Source organism: Paraniabella hibiscisoli (assembly GCF_022512515.1).
Classification (GTDB): Bacteria; Bacteroidota; Bacteroidia; order Chitinophagales; family Chitinophagaceae; genus Niabella; species Niabella hibiscisoli.
In genome coordinates this window covers 90,435-113,603 of record NZ_JAKWBK010000004.1, presented here as the reverse complement: position 1 = coordinate 113,603, position 23,169 = coordinate 90,435, and the positions used below count along the sequence as shown (strand labels likewise).

23 protein-coding genes, 1 other RNA gene and 6 pseudogenes are annotated in these 23,169 nt (G+C 40.5%); 15 read left to right on the top strand and 15 right to left on the bottom strand.

Annotated features, from left to right (window positions below):
* Window position 1 precedes the first annotated feature (1 nt).
* The 4 genes and pseudogenes from MKP07_RS36310 to MKP07_RS36300 form a co-directional block, all read right to left on the bottom strand.
* Window positions 2-511, bottom strand: coding sequence for a GbsR/MarR family transcriptional regulator (locus tag MKP07_RS36310; RefSeq protein WP_240852900.1), 510 nt, complete (start codon window positions 509-511; stop codon window positions 2-4).
* A gap of 324 nt (window positions 512-835) precedes the next feature.
* Entirely contained in the window at window positions 836-1,156 is a 321-nt protein-coding gene (locus tag MKP07_RS43450) for a carbohydrate binding domain-containing protein (protein ID WP_394803775.1), read from the bottom strand.
* Between the two features lie 135 nt (window positions 1,157-1,291).
* Window positions 1,292-1,932, bottom strand: a pseudogene (locus tag MKP07_RS43445) (glycoside hydrolase family 5 protein); the annotation flags it as partial.
* Window positions 1,878-2,204 carry a hypothetical protein gene (locus MKP07_RS36300; RefSeq protein ID WP_240852898.1) on the bottom strand — a complete coding sequence of 109 codons (327 nt, stop codon included), beginning with the start codon at window positions 2,202-2,204 and terminating at the stop codon, window positions 1,878-1,880. The gene MKP07_RS36300 and the pseudogene MKP07_RS43445, both read right to left, overlap by 55 nt.
* 156 nt (window positions 2,205-2,360) lie before the next feature.
* Here MKP07_RS36300 and MKP07_RS36295 point away from each other — a divergent pair.
* The 12 genes and pseudogenes from MKP07_RS36295 to MKP07_RS36235 form a co-directional block, all read left to right on the top strand.
* Window positions 2,361-3,118 (top strand): annotated as a pseudogene (locus MKP07_RS36295) (polyprenyl synthetase family protein); the annotation flags it as partial.
* A 6-nt stretch (window positions 3,119-3,124) separates the two neighbouring features.
* Window positions 3,125-3,325: a hypothetical protein gene (locus MKP07_RS36285; protein ID WP_240852963.1), complete on the top strand. Its 201-nt coding sequence runs from the start codon at window positions 3,125-3,127 to the stop codon at window positions 3,323-3,325.
* Window positions 3,326-3,390: 65 nt separating this feature from the next.
* The gene (locus MKP07_RS40710) at window positions 3,391-4,146 is read left to right on the top strand and encodes an amino acid permease (RefSeq protein WP_262920226.1); all 756 of its coding nucleotides are present in this window, start codon (window positions 3,391-3,393) and stop codon (window positions 4,144-4,146) included.
* Between the two features lie 23 nt (window positions 4,147-4,169).
* Window positions 4,170-5,090, top strand: coding sequence for an amino acid permease (locus tag MKP07_RS40705; RefSeq protein ID WP_262920225.1), 921 nt, complete (start codon window positions 4,170-4,172; stop codon window positions 5,088-5,090).
* 113 nt (window positions 5,091-5,203) lie between these two features.
* Window positions 5,204-5,461 (top strand): hypothetical protein, encoded by a 258-nt coding sequence (locus MKP07_RS36270; protein ID WP_240852897.1) that lies wholly within the window; start codon window positions 5,204-5,206, stop codon window positions 5,459-5,461.
* A gap of 456 nt (window positions 5,462-5,917) precedes the next feature.
* On the top strand, window positions 5,918-6,151 hold the full coding sequence (locus MKP07_RS36265; protein ID WP_240852896.1) for a hypothetical protein: 234 nt from the start codon (window positions 5,918-5,920) through the stop codon (window positions 6,149-6,151).
* Between the two features lie 46 nt (window positions 6,152-6,197).
* A complete protein-coding gene (locus MKP07_RS36260) occupies window positions 6,198-6,368 on the top strand; it encodes a hypothetical protein (RefSeq protein ID WP_240852895.1) in 171 nt (56 codons plus the stop codon).
* 11 nt (window positions 6,369-6,379) lie between these two features.
* Window positions 6,380-6,940 carry a Smr/MutS family protein gene (locus MKP07_RS36255; RefSeq protein ID WP_240852894.1) on the top strand — a complete coding sequence of 187 codons (561 nt, stop codon included), beginning with the start codon at window positions 6,380-6,382 and terminating at the stop codon, window positions 6,938-6,940.
* 46 nt (window positions 6,941-6,986) lie between these two features.
* On the top strand, window positions 6,987-7,421 hold the full coding sequence (locus MKP07_RS36250) for a hypothetical protein (RefSeq protein WP_240852893.1): 435 nt from the start codon (window positions 6,987-6,989) through the stop codon (window positions 7,419-7,421).
* 183 nt (window positions 7,422-7,604) lie between these two features.
* Window positions 7,605-7,997: RNase P RNA component class A (gene rnpB, locus MKP07_RS36245), an RNA gene on the top strand.
* A 230-nt stretch (window positions 7,998-8,227) separates the two neighbouring features.
* A complete protein-coding gene (locus MKP07_RS36240) occupies window positions 8,228-8,560 on the top strand; it encodes an esterase-like activity of phytase family protein (protein WP_240852892.1) in 333 nt (110 codons plus the stop codon).
* A 91-nt stretch (window positions 8,561-8,651) separates the two neighbouring features.
* Window positions 8,652-9,206: an esterase-like activity of phytase family protein gene (locus tag MKP07_RS36235; RefSeq protein WP_240852891.1), complete on the top strand. Its 555-nt coding sequence runs from the start codon at window positions 8,652-8,654 to the stop codon at window positions 9,204-9,206.
* 187 nt (window positions 9,207-9,393) lie between these two features.
* On the opposite strand, the gene MKP07_RS36230 is transcribed toward MKP07_RS36235, so the two are convergent.
* Both MKP07_RS36230 and MKP07_RS36225 read right to left on the bottom strand, forming a co-directional pair.
* Entirely contained in the window at window positions 9,394-9,744 is a 351-nt protein-coding gene (locus MKP07_RS36230) for a HopJ type III effector protein (protein ID WP_240852890.1), read from the bottom strand.
* 31 nt (window positions 9,745-9,775) lie between these two features.
* Window positions 9,776-10,350: pseudogene (locus MKP07_RS36225) on the bottom strand (DUF3826 domain-containing protein).
* Between the two features lie 475 nt (window positions 10,351-10,825).
* Between MKP07_RS36225 and MKP07_RS36220 the strand changes: the two are divergent.
* A complete protein-coding gene (locus MKP07_RS36220; protein WP_240852889.1) occupies window positions 10,826-11,488 on the top strand; it encodes a phage integrase SAM-like domain-containing protein in 663 nt (220 codons plus the stop codon).
* 126 nt (window positions 11,489-11,614) lie between these two features.
* Here the strand turns inward: MKP07_RS36220 and MKP07_RS36215 are convergent.
* Window positions 11,615-12,662, bottom strand: a pseudogene (locus tag MKP07_RS36215) (IS481 family transposase).
* 103 nt (window positions 12,663-12,765) lie between these two features.
* Here MKP07_RS36215 and MKP07_RS43440 point away from each other — a divergent pair.
* A complete protein-coding gene (locus tag MKP07_RS43440) occupies window positions 12,766-13,050 on the top strand; it encodes an integrase core domain-containing protein (RefSeq protein ID WP_394803774.1) in 285 nt (94 codons plus the stop codon).
* A 76-nt stretch (window positions 13,051-13,126) separates the two neighbouring features.
* Here MKP07_RS43440 and MKP07_RS36205 read toward each other — a convergent pair whose 3' ends face one another.
* The 6 genes and pseudogenes from MKP07_RS36205 to MKP07_RS36180 form a co-directional block, all read right to left on the bottom strand.
* Window positions 13,127-13,459 (bottom strand): hypothetical protein, encoded by a 333-nt coding sequence (locus tag MKP07_RS36205; protein WP_240852888.1) that lies wholly within the window; start codon window positions 13,457-13,459, stop codon window positions 13,127-13,129.
* Between the two features lie 38 nt (window positions 13,460-13,497).
* Window positions 13,498-13,695, bottom strand: coding sequence for a hypothetical protein (locus tag MKP07_RS36200; RefSeq protein WP_240852887.1), 198 nt, complete (start codon window positions 13,693-13,695; stop codon window positions 13,498-13,500).
* A gap of 104 nt (window positions 13,696-13,799) precedes the next feature.
* Complete coding sequence (locus tag MKP07_RS41810) at window positions 13,800-16,385, bottom strand: RHS repeat domain-containing protein (protein ID WP_240852886.1); 2,586 nt, start codon at window positions 16,383-16,385, stop codon at window positions 13,800-13,802.
* A 143-nt stretch (window positions 16,386-16,528) separates the two neighbouring features.
* Window positions 16,529-16,933, bottom strand: a pseudogene (locus MKP07_RS36190) (DUF6443 domain-containing protein); the annotation flags it as partial.
* Between the two features lie 342 nt (window positions 16,934-17,275).
* Window positions 17,276-18,715, bottom strand: coding sequence for a hypothetical protein (locus tag MKP07_RS36185; RefSeq protein WP_240852885.1), 1,440 nt, complete (start codon window positions 18,713-18,715; stop codon window positions 17,276-17,278).
* Window positions 18,716-18,786: 71 nt separating this feature from the next.
* Window positions 18,787-19,950 carry a hypothetical protein gene (locus tag MKP07_RS36180; RefSeq protein ID WP_240852884.1) on the bottom strand — a complete coding sequence of 388 codons (1,164 nt, stop codon included), beginning with the start codon at window positions 19,948-19,950 and terminating at the stop codon, window positions 18,787-18,789.
* Between the two features lie 934 nt (window positions 19,951-20,884).
* Between MKP07_RS36180 and MKP07_RS36175 the strand changes: the two genes are divergently transcribed.
* Window positions 20,885-21,115 carry a hypothetical protein gene (locus tag MKP07_RS36175; protein ID WP_240852883.1) on the top strand — a complete coding sequence of 77 codons (231 nt, stop codon included), beginning with the start codon at window positions 20,885-20,887 and terminating at the stop codon, window positions 21,113-21,115.
* 295 nt (window positions 21,116-21,410) lie between these two features.
* On the opposite strand, the pseudogene MKP07_RS36170 reads toward MKP07_RS36175, so the two are convergent.
* Together MKP07_RS36170 and arsB are read right to left on the bottom strand one after the other, a co-directional pair.
* Window positions 21,411-22,127 (bottom strand): annotated as a pseudogene (locus MKP07_RS36170) (metallophosphoesterase family protein); the annotation flags it as partial.
* Between the two features lie 55 nt (window positions 22,128-22,182).
* Window positions 22,183-23,163 carry an ACR3 family arsenite efflux transporter gene (arsB, locus tag MKP07_RS36165; protein ID WP_240852881.1) on the bottom strand — a complete coding sequence of 327 codons (981 nt, stop codon included), beginning with the start codon at window positions 23,161-23,163 and terminating at the stop codon, window positions 22,183-22,185.
* Between the last annotated feature and the right edge of the window lie 6 nt (window positions 23,164-23,169).

Here is a 23,169-nt window from a genome sequence, read left to right as displayed (position 1 = left end):
GCTACATAATTACTTTCAGTAATTTTAGCAACAGTTCTCCCCGGTTCGATTCAAATACTTTGTCGGCCATAGTGCTGATCTGGTCGGTAAAGGATTGAATTTCGCCTACCATTTTATTAAAGGCTTTTCCCTCGGTTGTTTTATCGCCCCGGGTATCATCCTTCAGATCTTTTAAAATAGAAAGTACCGGGTTGATTTCTTTTTGCTTGCGCATCATAGCAATGCGAAGCGCCCATTTCCACACATCCTTTTCAGCAATAAAAAACTCCTTTCTTTCTCCCGCCATTACTTTTTTATAAATAATGCCATAGTCCATCAGCTGGCGCAAGCTCATATTGGCATTTCCCCTGGATATTTTTAAAGCCTCCATAATATCATCCGTTGATAAAGCCTTATCAGATACCAGTAACAGGGCCTGCACCTGTGCCACCGATTTGTTAATTCCCCAGTCACTGCCCAAGGCGCCCCAGGTGTCAATAAATTTTTGCTTGGATTGTTCTACTGCACTCATGTTGGCTGTTTTGTTATGTAAAGATATTCTAAAGTTATTAAACTTTCAGTATTTATTGAAAATAAAATAAGTAGTCTTTTCTTTTACGCACTATGGTCATGCAATACGGGCGAAAGTAATAATGCCGGCGAGTAAAAAGGCAGTTAAAGAATGGATGAATAAGATAATAACCGTAGCAATCAAAATTTAATTTCTTCCAGTTTGATATTGGAAAGCGTTACGGGAGCGAGCCCATTATTTCCCAAAGAAAAAACGAGGTTGGTTTTCGCGTCGGTACTGGCGGCTGTAAAAACGTGTTGGTAAGTTTCTTCGCTTTTGGTAATACTAAATTGTTTGCTTCCATAAACCGTCCAGGGGCGCTGCTTTGCTGAAACGCAAGGAGATGTTCCTGTTGTTTTCAGCAGCCGCAGTAAACGTCAGGCGATAGGTTTTTCCGGCAGTTATAGATGTGTTAGCGCGTATTAACTGTATATACCATGTTTGGGTTCCCGCTGATGAAATATGTATAACGGCCTTGCCATTTATTATGGTAAGGGCAGCGGAGGCAGAGGCGTCATTGTTATAAAGTTTCCAGCCATCAGCCTGTGGGTTCGAAAAGTTACTGCTGTAAAGATTAGTAAAGGTTACGGGTACAGGTGTAGTCATTGCATCAGTAGTAAGTGCATTTACCAGGCCTGTGTTGTAAGTGTTTTTGACGGGGTCATAAATGCCAAATCCTGAATTAAATTCCCAGTAGTTCCAGCTAAATTGCTGTTGCTCAAAATAACGTGCCATAAACCGCGTCCATTTAATGCGGGAGTCCATATCGGCGGTACTGTAAGCGCCAAATTCACCAACATTCACAGGGATGTTCCTGGCTTTAGAAAACTCAATGGCAGCTTTAAAATCATCTTTAACTTCCTGCCGGTCCAGTTCGGTGTCTCTCCAACGCGTGCCCAGCCAGGCATCAGATCCTGCTGTCCAGCTGGCGCCCTGGTGGGTAAAATGAAAAGGATTATAGTAATGGATCGTAAGTATCAGATGTTGATCCTGCGGAACGGAGAGCTTACCGAGTGCGCTTACGCCACCCCATTCGGCAAGCCCCAGTAAGACGGTTCTTTGTGCGTTCGTTTCCCGAATAATTTGCAGTGCTTCCGCAAAAAAGTATTCCATCTGCCGGCATCAAGGTTTCCGTGCGGCTCATTCAGCACTTCAAACAAAAGGCTGTCAGGGTAATCTTTAAAAGAAGACGCTATTTGTTTCCATTGTGCCAAAAACATCGGCTTTAATTGGTCTGGATGAGCGTACAGGCTGTCATGATGATGCATATTAATGATAACATGCAATTTATTTTTCAGCGCTTCATCTACAGCTGATTTAATTTTATTCAGAAAAGTATTATTAATGGTGTAAGGGGCCGTGAATTGAGACCGGTCTGGCATTTCCCAACGTATGGGCAGCCTAACGCTGGTAAACCCTTTAGACGCAATTTTTTCGAAATCGGCCGGTACACTTTCTTTTTATCCCAGCTGGATTCCCAGGTATTGCCCAGGTTAATCCCACGTCCCAGCCGCTGGTTGATAACTGCTGCAGATGCAAACTGCCTTTCCGGTGGTTTTGGGTTATCAGGTACCTGGGCCACTGTGTTTTTATTACAGGCATAACTATTTAAAATTACCGGCAGCAAGTAAAAAACAGCAAATATCTTTTTCATTTCGGGGAGGGCATTGTTTGTTTTGTAATTTAAATCGTTTTCGCCGAAATTTTCCGGTATTATTTGATCGGTTTTCCAAGGCCACTCATCTGCAATACTTAATAACCCGTTGTAAAAACAGTATTTATTCGCCCTTATTTTATCTATTTTTGGCGCATGCAATCATTTGAGGATTTATCAAAGAAGTTTTCGGCACATTTCAGCCGCTCCCATTTCCCGGAGCAGCCCGCGAGCCTGTACGAACCTAATAATTATTTTCTGTCTTTGGGCGGAAAACGTTTCAGGCCTGTTTTGTGCCTGATGGCTAATGAGCTATTAGGGGAAATACATCCGGATGCCTGGCATACGGCCACTGCCATCGAACTGTTTCATAACTTTACGTTGATCCACGATGATATAATGGATAGGGCGCCTTTGAGACGTGGCCAGCCAACCGTTCATAGTAAGTATAATGAGCCTACAGCCATCCTTGCCGGTGATGTAATGCTGGTAAAGGCGTATGATTATATAACCAAACTCAATCCTGAATTTATTCCACGCATTCTTACGCTCTTCAATAAAACGGCTGCAGAAGTATGCGAGGGGCAGCAATACGATATGGATTTTGAGCTGCGCGATAATGTTTCTTATGAAGAATACCTGCACATGATTACCCTTAAAACATCGGTTTTGCTGGCTGCCAGCCTGCAAATGGGTGGTATATTAGGGGGCGGTAGTCTGGGTAACCTGGCTTTATTGTACGAGGCCGGCAAAAGATCGGGCTGGCCTTCCAGATGCAGGATGATTACCTCGATGCTTTTGGTGACCCTGAGAAGTTTGGCAAGCAACCGGGCGGAGATATTCTTTCGAACAAAAAAACCTTCCTGCTCATTCAGGCGCTGGAAGTGGCCAATGCGGCTCAGAAGCAAGAGCTGCGGGAATTGTTAAATGGGAATGCTGCTGATAAGGTAGCCCGGGTATTGCAATTATACCGCGACTGTAAAATAGATGAATGGGCCATCGCTCAAAAAGACCTGTTTCTCAATGACGCTTTGGGTTATATTGAAGAAATTGCCGTACTGGCCAAACGTAAACAACCGCTGAAAGACCTGGCATTGTTGCTGGTGAAGCGTGACTATTAAAAGTTCGAATTAAGGTGTAGTTTTTTTAACTTCAAACCTAAAACCAAAAACTTTAAAGCATAACAATGTCTATACTGCGAAAAAAGAAAATAGAGAATATATTAAAAGATGCGGCAGATGGGTACGGTGATGGACATGATGCCGGGTTGAAAAAGATACTGGGCGTAAAAGATCTTACTTTTCTGGGCATTGCAGCGGTAGTGGGCGCCGGTATTTTTTCTACCATCGGCGGTGCTGCTTTTAATGGGGGGCCGGGTGTTTCGGTACTTTTTATTATTACAGCTATTACCTGTGGTTTCTCTGCGCTTTGTTATGCCGAATTTGCCAGCAGGGTGCCGGTTTCAGGTAGTGCCTACACCTATTCTTATGTGAGTTTTGGAGAAGTAGTAGCCTGGATCATCGGCTGGGCCCTGATCCTGGAGTATGCCATTGGTAATATAGTGGTAGCTATTTCATGGAGCGGCTATTTTAATAACCTGCTTGAACATGTGTTTAATATTCACCTGCCTGACTGGATGCTGGTAGATCCACAAACGGCTATACAGGCCTTTAACAAGGCTACCACCGAGCTGCAGCAAAATGCGGCCAACCTGTCTCCCAAAGACATTGCCAGCTACCAGTTCGCCATTAAAGCTTATAACGAAGCGCCACGCTTTGCCGGTTCACCTGTATTTTTTAACCTGCCTGCTTTTATCATAGTTTGCCTGGTTACCTGGCTGGCCTATATAGGTATTAAAGAGAGTAAGCAATCAGCCAATTATATGGTCATCTTCAAGATCGCTGTGATCATTTTTGTAATTGTAGCAGGTGCTTTTTTGTAGATACTAATAACTGGACACCCTTTATGCCTAATGGTTTTGAGGGAGTGCTAAAAGGCGTTTCGGCAGTGTTCTATGCTTATATCGGTTTCGACGCCATCTCTACTACTGCAGAAGAGTGTAAAAATCCCCAGAGGGATTTGCCGCGTAGTATGATTTACTCCCTGGTGATCTGCACCGTTCTTTACATTGCCATAGCATTAGTATTGACCGGTATCGAAAGCTACAGTAGTTTTGACGGGGTAGATGATCCCCTGGCTTTTGTATTTGAAAAACGAGCGCCCTGGATCGAAAAGATCATTTCTGTAAGCGCGGTAGTGGCCACCACGTCGGTGTTACTCGTTTTCCAGATCGGTCAGCCCCGTATCTGGATGAGCATGAGCCGCGATGGCTTACTGCCCAAAGTCTTCCAGAAAATTCATCCTAAATACCAAACTCCTTCGTTTTCGACCATTATTACCGGGGTAATTGTAGGGGCAGGGGCCTTGTTCCTACAGAGCGGCCTGGTAACAGATCTCACCAGTATCGGTACCTTATTTGCGTTTATATTAGTATGTGGTGGGGTGCTTTTGTTGCCACCTATTGCTAAAGAGCCCGGAAAGTTTAAGATCCCGTACATTAATGGCCGGATAATTATTCCGGCTTTGTATATACTATTTGTGTACCTGTTCAGGGAGCGGTTAATCAGTGCTGTAGAGAACATAGGCACCGAAGCCTACCAGGAAATATTGTTTTTGGTATTTCTGCTGATAGCGCTCATTATTACCATTAAAACCGTTCAGAAACAATATTCATTAATACCTGTTATGGGTGTATTAACCTGCATGTACCTGCTAATAGAAATTCCGGCCATTAGCTGGTTCTGGTTCTTTATATGGATGGCATTAGGCCTGGTGATCTACTTTTTATACGGGTACCGGCATAGCAAGCTGGCCGGAGAGAAATGATTTTTTTGAGATTGAAAAGTCTACTAGTAGCCATACTTTGCAATTTTGTTGCTTATGTGCTTTTTGTTTTAACAAATGGCAATTCTTTGTTGACGTTTTTCAAAGGCGTTTTAATGAATTTTCCGGACTCTGTTGCTTACCTGCTTCCGTTTCTGCTATTCCCATTAGTGGTGCAAATACCGTTTGGCCTGGTGTTTACACGTTTGGGTATAGTTGGTAAAGTGATTGCTGTATTATTACTTTTTGTATTGAATGTTTACATTACATACATAGGTTACGGCGCTCCCAATTTTGATGGTCGGGTATTGATGATCAGGGTTTTTGCAGATGTAATATTCACGGGATTTCTTTTCGGAAGGGCGTTTTTATAAAATCAAGACAATAACAAATTTGCTATCGTATTTATTCATTCAGAAGCATTTTTTAACTCAGACAATACAAGTGTGTATTAATAGTTCCGGACAGCCTTTACATCATTAATTGGTGCATTCGTGGCCATAACTGATGTGCTGTCCTATTCATAGCAGCTTATTTCACTATGTACTTCTTAGAAACTGAATGCCTTTTACTGTTGTGGTGCGTATTCTGTAAATCCTGTTTATCGTTATAATTCAGCAGGATGAAACGAATTCTTGTAGGATTTATTCGGAACCAGGCATGTTGTTATCGCTGTGCCGCGTAGCGGTACCATATTGGTAGAATGATAGTTTCATTATGGAATACAGCCGCGTAGCGGCGACATATTATTATCTGCTGAACATCTGTTAAATACCCTGCCGTTCTGGTAGTCATTCTGTAAATCCTCTTTATTGTTGTAATTTTGCAGGATGAAATATCAGGTAGGCGATAAAGTATTAGTGCTTCATTCAGATGAAGAAGGAGAGATTGTAGAATTTATCAATAAAAATATGGCGATGATAGAAGTGCGGGGTGTTAAGTTTCCTGTACATCTCGACCAGGTTGATTTTCCTTATTACAAACGGTTTACACAAAAGAAAAAAACAACCCGCAACCGGCTCCAAAAAATACATAGACAATATCCGGAAAGAAAAACAAGATAAAGAAGACCGGGTAGAGAATGGCGTATGGCTTAATTTTTTGCCGGTAATGGATACTGATGAGTTTGGGGATGAATATGTAGAAAAGCTGAAAGTGTACCTGGTTAACAATAGCAAAGCTGTTTATAAATTTGATTACAAGCTCACTTTTTTGGAGACGCAGATTTCGAGCTCAAAAATACTATTCAGCCATTCGAGAATTTTTATATCCATGATGTAGATTTTTCTGATATGAGTGATAGCCCGGCCTTTGAATTCGATTTTTCGCTGCCGGTTGCAGAAAAGGGTAAAGCCGACCATTTTGAAACCAGTATCAAACTAAAACCCAAGCAGCTGTTTAATCGCATAGAAGAGCTGAAGAAAAAGAATGAAGCTTCTTTCTCTTACCAGTTACTCGACAGGTATCCTGATAAAGCTCCGGAGGAAATAAAATTGCCATTAGATAAACTCGCCAGCAGGGGATTTAAAATATACAATGCCAAAGAAGCTCGGAAGCATTTGGAGCCGGCAAGAAGCGTAGTTGACCTGCATATTGAGAAACTGGCCGACAGCCATGAGCGCATGAATAATTTTGAAATGCTGACACTGCAGTTAAAGACCTTTGAAAAGTTTTATGATCTGGCAGTGGCCCATATGCAGCCAACACTGGTCGTTATTCATGGTGTGGGAACGGGCAAGCTGAGAGATGAAATTCATGATGCTTTAAAGCTAAAGAAAGAGGTAAGCTATTTCGTTAATCAATACGATTCCCGTTACGGATATGGCGCAACCGAAATATTTTTTAAGTATTAGTTGCGTTGTTATTTTAAAGCACGTTCAATAAATAAAACAATGTTTTATGAAATATTGGATGGCTTTTACTGTAAGCTTGTTGTTTTTAACACAGGCCTGTAAAAAGGAGCGCTTTTACAGCAGCGATGCATTTCATCGGAGCTATAAGACCTGGCTCGATTTTAAAGCCGCTAACAACGACAGTTATTCGTATACACAAACCTGGAGCTCCTGGACGGGCTTCTCTTCATCGATGGTGGTACAGGTCAATAAAGGAAAGGTTACCAGCAGAACTTACAAAAGTGTGGGCCCGGATGAACAGGATAGAACTAAAATAAAACTATACGCGGAGTGGACAGAAAACAAAGAAACACTGAATACCCATGATGGTTATGACGCCTCTTTAACGCTGGACGAAATATATGATAAAGCTAAACATGTGTGGCTGCGCATGGATGAAGATGAAAACCTTATTTTTTTGAAGCTAACAATAAAGGCATGATTTCAACATGCGGGTATTTTCCCAAAAACTGCGCTGATGATTGCTTTACAGGCGTTACTATAACTGAAATAAAAAACTAGCTGCAGTTTAGAGATGCCATATATTCAATAGTACAAGTGAGTGACACAATACCGCTGATTGCTGCAGTTTAGCTGGCTAACAAATAACAACTATCTTTGCATCGTTACAAGCCGGGTTATCGCCTTTTTAAAAGGGAGGAAAGTCTGGACAGCATAGGGCAGCACACCGGTGAATAGCCGGGCTTCGTTTAACGCGGGGATAGAAAGTGCCACAGAAAATAACTACCTGTTTTTTACGGGAAAAGGTGAAAATGTGAGGTAAGAGCTCACGGGAATATTTAGTAATAAGTATTTTGGGTAAACCTTGTGTGCTGAAATGCCATGTAAACCCCGATTTTTTGCCGGCCCGGCAAAATGTTGCAAAACTATCGGGGAGGGTAGGCAGATTGATTCCGCAGAGTAATTTGCGGAACAGATAAATGATAACCACTTTGTCATACTGAGCTTGTCGAAGTATGACAGGGTACAGAATCCGGCTTACAGGCTTGTAACTTTATTTATTTTTAATCTTCGTTACCTCTTGATTCCCTTAGTTTTGTTCAAAACATATTTTGTGCGATCTCTCCTTTTTATAGCGGTATTTGCAACAGCTGTATGTGGTAGTTGTAATGTAGCAAAAAAAATACCGGCACTTCGGTTGAAGTTGCGGGTATAACATCTCTGAAGTTTTTAGATGAGTATGTAATCCCCCATGATCTGCATATACAAAACACCTGGGTAGGAGGTTTGTCGGGTATTGATTACGATGCTGCTGAAGGCAGGTATTTTGTTATCAGCGATGAACGTTCCGCCACCAGTGCTGCCCGGTTTTACACGGCGGCTATTGATATCAATAATTATAAAATCGATTCGGTAAGATTTCTTTCGGTGGAGACGCTTAAGAACGCTCAAAACGACACGTTCCCGGCGCTGAAAATCTTACCCGAGCATGCGGCCGATCCTGAATCCATTCGGTATAATAAAAAACAAAAACCCTTGTTTGGGGCAGCGAGGGCGATAAAGCTATTCGCAGTAACCGTATGGTATATCAAAATCCTTGGATCTATGAAATGGATTTGAAAGGCGGTTTTAAAGATAGTTTCCTGATCCCAGCTAACTTGCACATGTACGCGGGCGATAGTGGCGCCAGGAAAACGATGTTTTGGAAGGATTGAGCTTTTCAAGAGATTACCGGTATTTATGGGCCAGTATGGAAGGGGCTATTCACGAAGATGGCCCACTGGCAAGCGCTGCTTATGCCAATGCCCCGGTTCGCTTTACAAAGTTTGATGTTAAAAGTAAGAGGGCCGTGGGGCAATATGGTTATTTGCTGGACGCTATTGCTGCAGAGCCCATACCTAAAACTGCTTTTAGCATTAATGGTATCCCTGAAATATTGAATATTTCTAACAACCGGTTTTTAGTATTAGAGCGTTCCTTTTCAACAGGAGTAGAAAACTGCGTTATCAAAATTTACCTGGCAGATTTTTCACAGGCTACTAATGTGAGTACTACCAAAAGCTTGTACCGGAATACAAACTACAAGCCTGCCACAAAAAAGCTGCTTTTCAACTTCAATGCTCTCGAAAGATACATAGACAATGTAGAGGGTATTACTTTCGGACCGGTATTGCCTAATGGCCATGCCTCCCTTATTTTAATTGCGGATAATAACTTTAATCCCAAAGAAAAGCAGCAGGTGTTTTTGTTCGAAATTATACCCTAATTTTTCCTTAAAATCAGGCGGTTACTCATTTTCTTTCACATTTTTTTGCATTCCAACTGTAATCATTTTGACTGTTTTTGCGTCTAATAAATAGAAGCGTTTACAGATATAGCAAAAGAGTAGTTTGGTTTGGTAGTTATAAGCAAGAGCCCCCGTTTTCGGGGGCTTTGCTATTAAATAGGGTTGACTATCGCTCAGTAAGGGCTGATCCCTCGAATTGCACACCATCCCATCCCGATTTCATAAATTGCCTGATGTTTTGATGATTTGTGGCCTCTGGCGTTCCTAATACATCATCGTAGTGTTCGGCAAATAATTGAAGCGTTTCTTCCTCAGACAGGTTATTAGCCTGCGCGAAGCTCAATACCTTGGCGCTACCCTGGTTTTCTGTAGCGGCATTATGCTGTTCTCCGTTTTTAAAAGCTGTTCCCGTATGCGTATAGTGCGCTTCAATAAATTGCAGCACTTCCGAAAACTTAATTTCTTTTTTGTTTAGTTGCGATAGGAGATTGTCTACCTCTTGTTTTTGTATAGCCATGCCTGTTTGTGTATTGTTATGTAGTTGTTTTTTATTTTGAATTATTTCTTTTGGCCTCCAGTTCTTCCGTTGCTTTTCGCAGGTCGTATCCCGCTGCAGCAAGGTAATTATTGGCACGTCCCCTGAATTTAATAAACCATTCTGCCCGGTTTTGTGCCGTGGCCGCATTCATTGCGTTTTCCTGGCTTCTTTCAAATACGCCGTTATCTGCAGTTTTTGCTGCGCCGACAGGTTGGGTAACAAGGTGAGATAATGATTATACTCGCGTTGTAATCCGTTTTCAGTCATCTGGTCTTTCAGCATTTCTGTTTCATCAAGGCTAAGCAAAATAGATAATTTACCTAAAAATGCTGCATATAATTTATTCAGCTTTCCATTGGCTGCGTCCCAGGCGGTTCGGGCCCTGCTATCCGCCAGTTCCTTACTACCGGCAGTTTCAGCATTTTGCATTTCCTTTTTCCGGTTGTCAAAAATAGTTTGAAGTTCTTTCAAATGATCGGTAAGTAAAGACTGCGTTTGTTTGCGTTTATGTTCGTCTTTGATATTCAGTTTACTTACGATTGCCGCAGCCCGGGTTGTATGGCTGTCATCTTTTGTGGCTATCATTTCAGCGGAAGTATTGGTTTGGCTGATGGACGGCTGTGTAACGCTCAGCGCAAAAAGGAGCAGACTAGTGTATTGTTTCATTTTTCGTAATTAATGGCATCTTCCTGTTAAAAGAAGCATATCGTTTTTAAAATAGATGATCACGAATTTATTTCGAAAATGGTTGTATGTCTTTCAGGAAGTTGAATCTTATATCAGATAGTAAAATTGTACATTTGTAAAAGAGCTGTTGGAGGTGAATTTCTAAGAGGGTCGCGGGTTCGCGTCCCGTCCGGTCCGCAAAAAAGGATCATCAGCAATGATGGTCCTTTTTGCTTTTTACCTCACTTTACTTTTAAGGGGCTGATTTTCAGTTTGTAATAACAAATCACACAGCGAATCCTTACTACCTTTAAAACAGCTTAACAATTTTAAAAAGTAGGCCAAAAGTAGACCTGATTTCAGGCTACTCGAGTCGATTAAAATTGTTCAGGTTATGTCCCTTCCAATTAAGCTAATTTGTCGAAAAAGCAAAGCACTCACTGATGATAATTGCCCTGTTTACATTCAGCATTGCTGTGATGAAAAACACAAACCTCTGTTCGGCACAGAAGTTAGAATTCCGCTCAATTACTGGAATAAGAAAAAGCGGTGTCTGTCTTCTCAACTTCCCAAAGAGTATGGTGATTATAAAGCAATCAATGACGAGTTGATAAGGCGTAAGAAAATTGTCGAAGATCTTGTTTCCTACGCCCTTTTAAAGAAAGTCCAGAATCGCGTTGAATTTGTAAAGAGATATTATTCTCCCGCTTTTGATATCAGCGAAATCGAAACAAAGGAAAAAGAAATCGCAGCACAACAAGAGACAGAAAAGAAAAACAAGCTTAGTGTCTATTATCAATTTGATGAGTTTATAAAATCGAAAGAGCGGAAAGTAAGTAAAGCCACCCTTACTGTTTATGGAAATGTAAAGTCACATTTGCTGGCCTTTGAAGAGTTCCAGAATCAGGAAATCACCTTCGATAGTTTTGATTTTAACTTTTACGAAGACTTTGTGGACTACCTGTCTTTTGAGCATGTGCACATGCGCCGCAAAACGTTGCTGGCTGGGCTTAAATTAAATACCATTGGGAAAACGATTAAGCATCTTCGGGGATGATATATTCCAGGAAGAGCTAATGGTTCATTTTATAAAATTCAGGCCCATTAAGTGTAATAGTTAGTACTTGATCGTACAGTCAGGGGCTAATTTTTAAATTTTCAAAAGGGATACAGATTAAATTAATTAGGCTGCTGGACTCACTTGATCCAGCAGTTTTTGTTTGGCTAAGGTAAGCGATTCTTTAAAAGTTTGCAGTGGAGTTTTACCAAAGCAAAATCTGCCACTGTGAGGTCGCTCATTGTTGTAATGGTCCAGCCACTCGTCCAGATCATTTTGTAAAGTTTGAAGATCCTGGTAGAGCTTTCTTCGGAAGGCGATTGCATAGAACTCATCCTGCATGGTACGGTGTAAGCGTTCGCAAATTCCATTACTTTGGGGATGGCGCACTTTCGTTTTGCTGTGATCTATACCTTCAATCTGTAGATATAATTCATACTCATGATTTTCGGGTCTTCCGTTAAACTCAGTTCCTCTATCAGTAAGTATTCTGAGCATTGGTATTTCATGTTCGTCAAAGAATGGAAGAACTTTATCATTGAGAATATCTGCCGATGTAATAGCATGTTTGCTTGTATAAAGCTTAGCAAAAGCTACCCGGCTATAGGTGTCAATGAAGGTTTGTTGATAAATCCTACCTACACCTTTAATTGTGCCAACATAATAGGTGTCCTGGGAACCTAGATAACCAGGATGCTCCGTTTCAATTTCCCCATGGGCTTCTTGCTTTTCTTTTTTCGTTCCATCGCTATAACCTGGGCTTCCGTAAGGATCAAACCGTCCTGAGCTACGCGAGCCTCCAGAGCCTTGAGACGTTTTTCAAAAATCTCCAGATCATGCCGTTGCCACACACAACGAACGCCAGCTGCTGAAATAAAAATACCCTGCTTGCGAAGTTCATTGAAGCTCTGGATTGGCCATAGGCTGGAAAATCGAATGCCATTTTAACAACAGCATTCTCAACTGCTGGGTCTACACGATTTTTGGGAATGGGTTTACGGCGACTTATTTCTCTGAGAGCCTCTTCTCCTCCAGTCTCATAGAGTTGTTTAAGACGGTAAAAACTGTCACGGCTAGTACCCATTAATTTACAGGCACGAGTCACATTGTTCAATTGTTCGGCTAAATTGAGTAAGCCAACTCTGGATTTGATTAACTTAGTTGCAGAATTCATAATCTGACTTTTGGGGTTATTAATTTAGTTTGTCGTTACTCTAAATTAACCCCAACTGTCAGATTAAGTCTTAACTTCTACACATTAAGCCTAGAGTCCACATCTGAATGGAAAGGTCGAAAGATCCCAACTCACAGATAAATCAGAGTTTTATTCAACCATTAATCGTAAAGAAAGAACTCTCGATCTTGCTATGAAATTACTTGAATGGCAAAATTTCTATAACTACAAACGCCCTCATGCATCATTGAATGGTAAAACCCCAAACGAAAAACTTCTTGAACTGGAACACCTGATACCTATTCAACCAGATGTAACAACAAAGTATTGGGAAAAGGAAGTCGAAATAATACCAAGAAACAGCAAAATGTACTACAGAAATCGATAGGCATTTTGTCTCACATGTCTTGAAATATAACATATTAAGATAGTCCCTTAATATGTTATATTTCTGACAACTTGAATTACTTGTTTTTCCTGTGTGCAAATTCGCTAAACCCCAAATCAGATTCAATATAGTTTAAGATATTGCACATGATCTTTGCATCCGGAATATTCTTATTGCCAAATGGATCTATCAATTCATAGCTTCTTTTGTCATCTTGAAATACATATTCAACCCGAACTTCATCTGCATCCGTTGGCAAATAGTAATTTTTAATTTCCTGATAACTCTTTAATTTCAATACGCCAAAGGATAATAGCGCATTAGCCTTGGTTTCCCATTCGTCTTTTTTAACCGGCAAATTAACATTTTGGGGAATGTAGCGTGCTTTTTCATCTTTATCCCATTCCAATATATTTAGTGAAGCAGCGAACCCAACCCATTTATTATTTAAATCTTTTTTATAACAAAAAGGTCTATTCCATCATTCTCCAGCCCGTGACTTCTAAATATTCTTATTTCAACATTTGAAGAATCAGCTGAGAGCGTTTCTAAATGGAAAGCATCATCAAAAAAAACGTTTACATTATGAGAATTTGGTACATGAATACGTTCTATTGTATCAGTTAAAACCACTTTTCCATTCATTGCAACGTATTCGGTTTTTCCATTACATCCCACGACCCAAAAAATATTGTAACAACAGTGAATGCTTGGAGCTTCATTACTTAATATTTTAAGCTTGATTTTTATTAAAGTTGAAGAAGTGAACCTAAAGAACGTGAATTTAGCAAATTTTTTGTTTTTTTCTTATCTCCTCTAAATTTCTCCTGTACGCTTCTCCTATTAGAGTAAAATCCTGAGACAATACGTGTATCCCTATCTTCATTTGGATAACTCCGTTCTTCAGGTTTTCGTCTCACATATAAATCCCCAAAAGTTCCAATTACATAAAAGGCCAATCCATCTCCAGCTATATCCATCTGTCTTTCATCACCGGAATTGTTGATTTTCCCACTGAACGACTCGTTTGTTGCCCCATATCCTTGAGGGTGTAAATGTATATGTCCTTCCATTTCTGCACCATCAGGAAGAAGGGGTTTTAACTTTTCAAGTCCTTCTCCTGCCGGACCTGGCGATTTATTCTCTCGACCTTGATCGTCTTTAAGCCCGTTAGTGAAAAAGAAATACTTAACCCCGTTGACTGTAATGCTATATATTAAAGAAGAGTATTCAACATTTTTGTCTTTTAAAGATTTTTTTGCATATATATGTCCCCAATAAGCAGCAGCCTCGTCTCTTGACCTAAAACCGCCTCGCTGAGCTGGTTCTTTTTCCTCTGAGTGAGGCCGGGAAGTTCTTGCTGATTTCAAAAATTCCTCTATTTCGTCAGGTTTATTTGTTGTCCAATTTCCATTAACATCATAATTCCACATTCCATCGGGGTCTATAAATCTTAGCGGGTTATTAAAAGCATAGTTATAAGGGCTATGCCTGCGCATCTGCTCCGCCAACGGGTCTACCACATGCCACCTGCCAACTACCGGATCATAGAACCTAGCCTCATAATCATACTGTTCTAATTCCTCCTGTTTTTCTTTGCCATTATATTTGTAACGATTAGGTATTGCCTGGTAGCGACCAATCTCCAACCCAAACGGTAAATAATCCTGTTGCTGAATAGCAGCTCCTGAAGTGTTAAGCACTACTCTTGTATTACCTAGATGATCTTTCAGGTAAAAATCATAGAGATAAAAACCTCCTCCAAAATGGCGTATCATCCCTTCTTCTGCATGTAAAAGATCTATCGTGCTCTCGTTGTATTCTAAACCGTCTAGATAATGACGTGTTTCACTAACCGTTTGTTTCGTCAGCTTTTGACCATCGGCATTGTAAGTATAGTCAACTGTACCTATCGGCGTCCCTGTTACCTGCCTGGGCAAATTTAATTCATTATATGCAAAGCTCAGTGTTCCGTCGCTTACTACACTACCATAATTGTTATACGAGTAGGTTTTGTTATAACCTCCGCTTACCGACTGCAACTGATTCCCATTATAAATATAATTTAATGTTCCCAGTCCCGGCATGCCAGCAGGTCCTTGCCGGGTCAGCGTCGTTATATTGCCCATTTTGTCATAACCGATACCTGATTCATTATAGTTCTCATCACTCAGTCCTCCCGTAAGACGATTGGCCTTGTCATAACTATAATCATAACTATGAATCTGGCCATTGGTGGCCCAAACCTGACGAGCTATATTACCATTATACTGCGCGCCCTGCGTGGTTTCATCATATGTTAGTTGAAGCGTAAATCGTATACTGCTTTGTTGAGTCAACCACCCTCTTGGATTGTAGGTGTAAGCGGTCATGTGGCCCCCGGCAACTTTTGTTGATAGCTGACCTACCTCATCATAGCTAAGAGTAGTAACAGCAATATCCTGGCCATTTACAGTTTCTGTAGTCTTTGCTTTTCTGCCAGCATGATCATATTCAAATGCGCTGCCATAAGTTAGCGCCAGCGCATTATCTTTATAGTGTTGCCGGGTACTGGATATTACTCCTCCGGCAAAATTGTATGTATTGCTCGTCACATCTACACCCCCAAGATGATGCTGTTTAACTACTTTACTTACCTGGCTCTTTTTATCATAGTAGGTAGCCTCCCATAACAAATTGGCAGTCCCTAAAATATTAGTTGCTGTAACCGTAGGAAGACTATGGGTCTGTTGACTTTCTGTAACTGTTCCTGAGGGTTGAACAAAATACTCCGGATAAGGATTTAAGGGTTTGGTAAGCACACTATAATCATCGTAATAATTGATAGTGAATATCTTTAAATTCACCGCCTCAGGAAAGGTGTGAGTAGTCGTATAGCCATAGGGCTGATTGATATCCACATCTTCAAATAGCTGCACCGTACCAGCAGTCTGAGTTGATGTTACATAAGCCTGAAGATCAGAACGTCCAAGATTGTTCGGATCTTCACCCGTCATAATTACCCGGTTCAGGGCATCGTATTTTATAAACTGCCAGGTTCCCCGGTCTCGCTGTTCAGCGTTCTGAGTATAAATAGGTAAATCACGTATGTTATAGACTGTCTGAGCCCATCCTTTGCCAGGCACTTTCTTTTCGATCAGCCTTTGGCGACCGTCATAATGGTATGCATAAATAAAAGCTCCAAAATTATGGTCGGTTTCTGTAAAGCTGGCAATTCCTTCCACGGCCGGAGGAACTACATAAGCCAGTTGTCCAAAATCATCATAAATATAATCAGTCACCATAAACGTCGGTGCCTGTTCCGTGCCTCCATCCTGCACTTTCTTACATACCACATTACCAGCTTTATCCTTATACTCTATTACCTGGTTCCTGTTCTCGTCTTTTGTTACATTTTTATTTAATTGACCAGCGTCGTAATATCCAGGATTTGTAGCACCTGTATTAACTGTACCGTTATTGTATACATTCCACAGCCTTACCTCCCCGCAACATTGATATCATAAGCTATTGTAATAGTGTGCCCTCCACCTAAAGCCCAGCTTTGTCCTGGAAATGCTTGTTCCAAAGGGCGGTTTAACGGAGATGCTTCAAATGCGGTCTGGGAAAAGGGATTACCAGTGGATGTAATAGGGGACGGTGCGGCAAGGTAGAAAGCAGACTGGTCTGACAGCGCTGTTCCTTTATAATCTCCCGACCCACTAGCAGCATAAGGTAAATACTGTTTATCCTGACGACCCAAAGCATCATAAGTTATCGGGATTATAATATCTTTTCGATCAGGGGAAGCCTGTATACTTATGGCCTGTAAGGGTCTGCCTAAGCCATCAAAATACTGTACACTAGCCCTTACATCTGAAGGCGTTAATGTTTGAAGATCAGCGGGCGTCTTTACACCTTTTTTACAATCACACGCTCATAAATAAAATTTTGACTGCTGGTAGGTGTGTGCTGTGCATAGATGTCACTGCCTGTCCAAAAAGCTAGCAAAATCGTCAATAACAGGCCCAAATTATGGTAGGATGATTTTCTCATAGTTTGCATTTTTATTGGTTACAATCCGCTTGCTGTCCCATATAGTTATAACATGTCTTTTTGACGATATTACCTTCATTATCCCTAATTATGTTCAATCTGCCGAAGCTGTCATACTCATAAAAAATAGTACGGCCCGTAGCATCCGTTTCTGATGTTATACCAATCAAAGGCTTATAGGTATAAGTATTTACTTGTGCTTTCGTTGTTGCCAGACCGTCTCGAATTTTTTCAATTCGGTTTGTATTTGTGCATCAGTGTATTGATGGGCATTATCAAGCATAGTTTGGTTAATAAATGTGCTCACTGTATTATAATTGCTGCCAATAACTTTTGCAAGAAGATATCGCCCACTATAACCATATACAAAACAAATTACGGGGCCATCGTTGTTTTGCATTTCCAGTATATTCCCGTGACTGTCGTAGGTATTATATCTCGATCGCTCTTCAAATTGTGCGGATACCGCATTAAAAGACTTTATAGCCCCTAAAACCGGAAAACCATAAACAGATGTAGTGTATTCATTCATTTGACCTTTCGACTTCCCGTTCATTTTCTCCATAAAAATTATGGGCTTACCAATTATATTTTTTGAAGACATTAACTGATATACCCCAAGAGGGTCATTTGACGCTTGTACCATATCCTGTGGATACTTCATCTCCTGGTCAACAAAACCTCCTTTACTTCTGGTACTGGCAATTCGGGTAGCATATTTATGACTTGGATTATCATAATAATGGAAGCTCTCTGCGATATAAGAGCCGCCTTGATTATCAAAGTACACTTCACTTTGACTTTCCAATCGCATCCATTTAGCTCTACGGACGCTTTTAACAACAAAGCCTGGTTGGTAATTTAAACAAGGGAATGTCGTATAACCGCCATTATCACTTAAATTGATATTTCCCAGATAGGGTGGTAAAGGTTCATATATGTTCGCGCCATCCTGCTGGTTTATTACCGGTTGATAATTATAGCTCTCCGATTTAACCTTTACACCACTGACAGGGTTACCATTATAAAACTCCCTACCGGTTAATACCGGTTGAAAAACATACTCTTCTAAAGGTTCATTGGTCGCATAAGGATTGGGGTCATCGTAAAATTCCACAGTAGTGCTTTCTTTTCCATCTCCGATCTCTTTAATCGTTACTTTTTTATAGAAAAAATTTGCCGGTAAGTGAAGTTGTTGAAATGTGTTTTCCGAAGAATAGCTAAAGCACTGTGGTGCACCAAACAAAGCCGGATCTACCGGATTCTCCAGCATTGCATAGTCCGGGAATTTGATCTTAAGTCCTTCTAACTGTTCATACCCGTAAATTTTAGTATTTACAACGTTACCATTTTGATCAAATAGTTCCACTTTATCGACTTTCAGGCCTGGTGCATAATAGTCTCCAGATTGATTCACAGAAGTGTATAGCCTAATTCCTCCTGAAGTAGGATAAGTAATCTGCCGTAAACTTCCCGCCTTTGTATAAACTTCATTTACCTCCCTCTTAGAATTATGATAACTTTCCGCCGTAATATTCGGAGGTATTATTGTTTTTAATAAAGTTGTATTATTGTCATAGCCATTGTAAAATCCAAAAGCATCCTTACCCATCGTATTTACCAAAGGCATGTTCTTTGTCTCATCATATTGAAATGAATAAACCGATTGTCCCTGACCGCTTGTCGCTTCGAAAATCAGTCTTAATAATTTAAGTCTTTGATCACCGTTAAATAAGGAATATTCGAACCTGATTTTTTTACAATTTCCCCATTTTTATTTTTAACCTCTATCCTGTCCAGTTTCCTCTTCCAGTTAGACGCATTAAGTTCATCCGAATAGAAAAACATTACTGTCATATCCTGTGAGGTTACGCTACTAATAAGTTTATTTGTATTGTTTATGTTGGCGTAGGTTGTAGAAAATATAGTTTTTTCATCAAAACAATTACCGGCATTCCCTACATTTATTCCTGCTATACGATAAAGGGAGTTTGAGCTGGGATATAAATAGTCTGTTGTATAATCTACATATGAAAAATTTATCTTTTTATCGTACATTGTTGAAACTTCACTTAGCTTCCAGGCCGTGGCTCCATACACTGAGCCGTTAAACGATGAAGTTACCTGAGTAGAGTAAGAGGAATTACGGGTATTTTCTTTAACATCGAATTTAAATGTGTTGCCGTAACCATCTTTAGCCAAAAAATAGTTCAGATATTTGGAGTCGTATGAAAAAAACAATTTATTATCATTGAGCTCTTTAAGCTCAAGTTGATTATTAAAGAAAACTCCTCCAGAAAAATTCAGAAAATTATATGAGTAATTGTCCTGATTAATATCTGAATGATTATCTGCAAAGTCTTTAAGCACAGATTGATTTTGCACTGTTGCCTGATTGGAAAAATTGGCCATATAATCGGACATATTATATAAAGGTGACAGGAAAGTAGATATGTTGTGAGCGGCGTATTCGTCTGGGAGGCCATTTATACTCCTGTAAATCCCTCCTCCAACATTTAATGACCAGCCTAATCCAACCGACCCTGACAACTCTGTAACTTTGATACCTGAAGTTTGGTAGGAGAGTGAGATGGGAATTTTTATATCATCACAGATGATTTCATAAAGGGGAATTTCTATAGGAATAGTACCTGTTGCCGAAACCGACGGTGTCAAATAGTAATTAGCAAACTTAGCTCCTTCAGGAGCGAAAGGAACTGTCTGATCAAGCTTAAATGATTCATTAATTTGAGCGTAAGCATTAGAACATAACAATATCCAACACCCAATTGTAAACCCTAAACGTCGTTTATTTAAAACTTTAGGCCAGAAAGTTCTGTGGCAATCTGTTCCAGTTGTAATCATAGGTTTAATTTATTATAGTTTCATAAATGATTTTTCAGGTCATAATTAGATTCTCAACATCCCTTTCGATATTGAGTTTGCAATACTATTAGTGATATTAATATTAGTGAAAGAATAGCGGTGCTATTACTCCGAGCAATTATCCTGCTCCCATTGAATCGTAAGAATATCGCGTTAATCGTTGCTCTCCCAATTGACCTCTTTGTAATAAGCTGAGCTGGATTTTTGCAAACAGTCTCTGGCTAATACATTATTTGCGGAACTCATCTGTGAATAGCGCTTCTCTTATAGCAGTAAGAAATCCCAATATTCTAATGATACCAATCTTTACTTTCAATTTGCGATTCCTAAGGGATAAATACTTTATTTCATTGGTTAAAAAATTATACAAATAGGTTTATTTTTAATGTATCGTATATATTCTATACTTAAATTAGGTACTTTAAGCGATGGGTATTTTTCTTATACTTTTCATAAATTATCTTTCTTAAATAGATATTCTCCTTTCATAAATTTTTAATTTCCGATCGACATAATTATTTCCACAAATGAAAATTAAAATATTGGTTAACCTATTCTCACAATAGCGTGATACCAAAAATACATCTAAACAACAATAAGAAGTTCAATTGCGTAAACGTTTGCACAATTGAAAAGTCGTCGAAACATTTATAACTATAGCTTGGAATTGTTGACTTAAAGTATGTTGTATTTTTAAACATCGTGAATAGCATTTATATCTTCCTAAACCCTATCAGCATGTCTTCTTTTATAGTCCTAATGAATTTTGCTGTTGCCATATTTTAACGATCTCGTTATTCTTTTCGATTTGCTTTTTGATGTTTTGGAGCGATAAGCGCATGTCGCTGCCTTTTATTTTCACGCCCTTGTTATCGACAAAAGAAATTCCACGGCCTTTAATGATTTCATATCCATGATCTTTTACTTTTTGCTGAAGTACCTGGGTTTTTTAACGCCGCGGGTTGCCGCAGGCTTTGGGGTCATAGCGCAAAAAGAGAAGGATGCCTTCCGGCTGCTTCAAAAATCGTATTGCGCAGCGAGGTATGACGAAGGTTTTGAAGTAGGATTTAAAGAGTTGGAGATAGTACGGGAAAAGCTGTCTGCATTAATAAGCCTGGCGCATGCAGGCATTGAAGTTGTTTAAACTTTTTGAAATATCAACTTGTCCCGACCGTTCGGGATAGGTACATAGCTTTTTCATACTATTAAGAGAACATAGCTTATAATAGCTTTCATCGAAGATGGAAAAAAACTATGATGTGCTACTGCTATTCTCAAAAATCCATCATTTCTATGTGTCTATGTGGTTATCGAGCCAGGTAACGGAAGATCTTTTTGAAAGTTTACAAAATGCGGGGTGGTTGCAATGGCAGTGAGTATGGTGTTTGAGGCGGTTTCCCTGGTAAACCTATTTTAAAGCTAAGGTGATGCGCTTTGTGTTAACGGGCAAGCCTGAGGCCGTTTGCCAATTCAATGGGTAGTACACTTTCTTCCAGCGCTTTTGCAGCCTTTTCAATATCATATGCAACCCGCCTGAACGCTACATGAACGCTGTTGGCATCCCGGGCTGAGCTGTTTTCATGTATGGTAAACAGTACATAGCAAGCCCTGGGGTCTCCGTCTTTCGGCTTGCCAACAGAGCCGGTATTGATCACATGCTTATAATTGCCTTCAGCAGTTTGAACTACCCGGTGATAGGGTTTGTGAGAATGACCTACAAATAAAATATCTGCCCCCGCTTCATTCATCATATCCAGCACATGTTGCTGATCCGTGTCAGCCAATACATACTCATCCACCCTGCGCGGGCTTCCGTGCGCCAGGTACAGCTTTAGCACCTCGTTGTTGAGCCGGTATTCCAGCTTTATATAAGAGGGCAAAGTTTTCAGGTAGTCGCGGGCCATATCCGCTATAATATGATAAGCGTAGTTTTTCCCCGGCTGTTGCAGGTCTTCCGGGTTGGTGTGCAGCCCCGTCACTTTTATATCATGATTGCCGGCAATGGTTGTAATCTTACGCTTACGTATTGCTGCAATTACTTCATTGGGCCATATATGGTATCCCACCAGGTCGCCCAGGCAATAAACAGCATCAGGCTGCTGTTGGTCCATATCCCGTAGCATAGCCTCCAATGCGGGAAGGTTGGCATGTACGTCAGAAAAAAAGCAATGGTCACTTTTATGTTTTTATCAATTTATGTTATGGTATTGCTTACGCCGGTTTGTAATACTTGTTCCGCAGCCAAAAAGCCAGGTTCACCAATGCAATAAGGGCCGGTACTTCTACCAGCGGCCCAATAACGCCTACAAAAGCCTGCCCGCTGTTGATGCCAAATACGCCGATAGCAACGGCAATGGCCAGCTCAAAATTGTTGCCGGCAGCGGTAAACGCAATAGCGGCGTTTTGAGAATAGTTGGCTCCCATACGCTTGCCGGCAAAAAAACTTACCAGGAACATGATGGCAAAGTAAATAACCAGCGGAACGGCAATACGTACAACATCCATCGGTATCTGAACGATGAGCTCGCCCTTCAGGCTGAACATTACAACAATGGTAAAGAGCAGTGCAATAAGCGTAACAGGTGAAATAAAAGGAATATATTTATTTTGAAACCACGCTTCTCCCTTAAGTCTGATTAGGGCATACCGGCTCATTATACCTGCTGCAAAAGGAATACCCAGGTAAATGCCAACGCTTTTGGCAATTTCGCCAATGGTAATAGGTATCTCCAGGCCTTTAATACCAAACAACCGGGGCAATACGGTAATGAATACATACGCATAAACACTATATAGCAGCACCTGGAAAATACTGTTAAGGGCAATTAAGCCGGCAGCATATTCCCTGTTTCCTTCAGCCAGCTCATTCCACACCACAACCATTGCAATACAGCGCGCCAGCCCAATCAGTATCAGCCCTACCATATATTCCGGGTAGCCGTGCAGGAATAAAATGGCCAGGGCAAACATTAGTATGGGCCCCACAATCCAGTTCAGAAAAAGGGAAGTGCCCAACACTTTTGTGTTTTTAAACACCTCGCCCATCTTTTCATACCTGACTTTGGCCAGTGGTGGATACATCATTAGTATGAGGCCGATGGCCAGGGGAATATTTGTGGTACCGCTGGAAAAGGAATGAATAAAAACGGGCGCCGAAGGAATAAAATACCCAATGGCAACACCAACGGCCATTACCAG